The following is a 488-nucleotide window of genomic DNA, read 5'->3' as shown; positions in this document are numbered from 1 at the left end:
GAATGGCCAGGCGACTGAGCTTGCTACCGTTCAACAGCTTGATCCTATTTATGTCGACGTAACACAGTCCAGTAACGACTTTATGCGCCTCAAACAGTCAGTTGAGCAAGGGAGCCTGCATANACAAGGCAGTCTGCATAAAGACAACACCAGCAGCACCGTCGAACTGGTGATGGAAAATGGCCAGTCATACCCGCTGAAAGGCACGTTGCAATTTTCTGACGTGACGGTTGATGAAAGTACCGGATCCATCACCCTCAGGGCCGTCTTCCCTAACCCGCAGCACACGCTGCTGCCGGGCATGTTCGTGCGTGCGCGCATTGATGAAGGTGTTCAGCCAAATGCCATTCTCGTTCCGCAGCAGGGGGTAACGCGTACGCCTCGCGGCGATGCCACCGTGATGGTCGTTAACGATAAAAGTCAGGTTGAGTCTCGCGCCGTTGTTGCCACACAAGCCATTGGCGACAAGTGGCTCATCAGCGAAGGTC

1 protein-coding gene is annotated in these 488 nt (G+C 54.4%); it reads left to right on the top strand.

The genetic code is table 11. The features are described from left to right. A partial coding sequence (locus FDX22_RS31515) for an efflux RND transporter periplasmic adaptor subunit (RefSeq protein WP_255432993.1) occupies nucleotides 1-488 on the top strand: 488 nt, incomplete at both ends.

The organism is Citrobacter sp. TBCS-14 (assembly GCF_005280805.1).
GTDB lineage: Bacteria > Pseudomonadota > Gammaproteobacteria > Enterobacterales > Enterobacteriaceae > Citrobacter > Citrobacter gillenii.
This window is presented reverse-complemented; position numbering and strand designations above follow the sequence as displayed.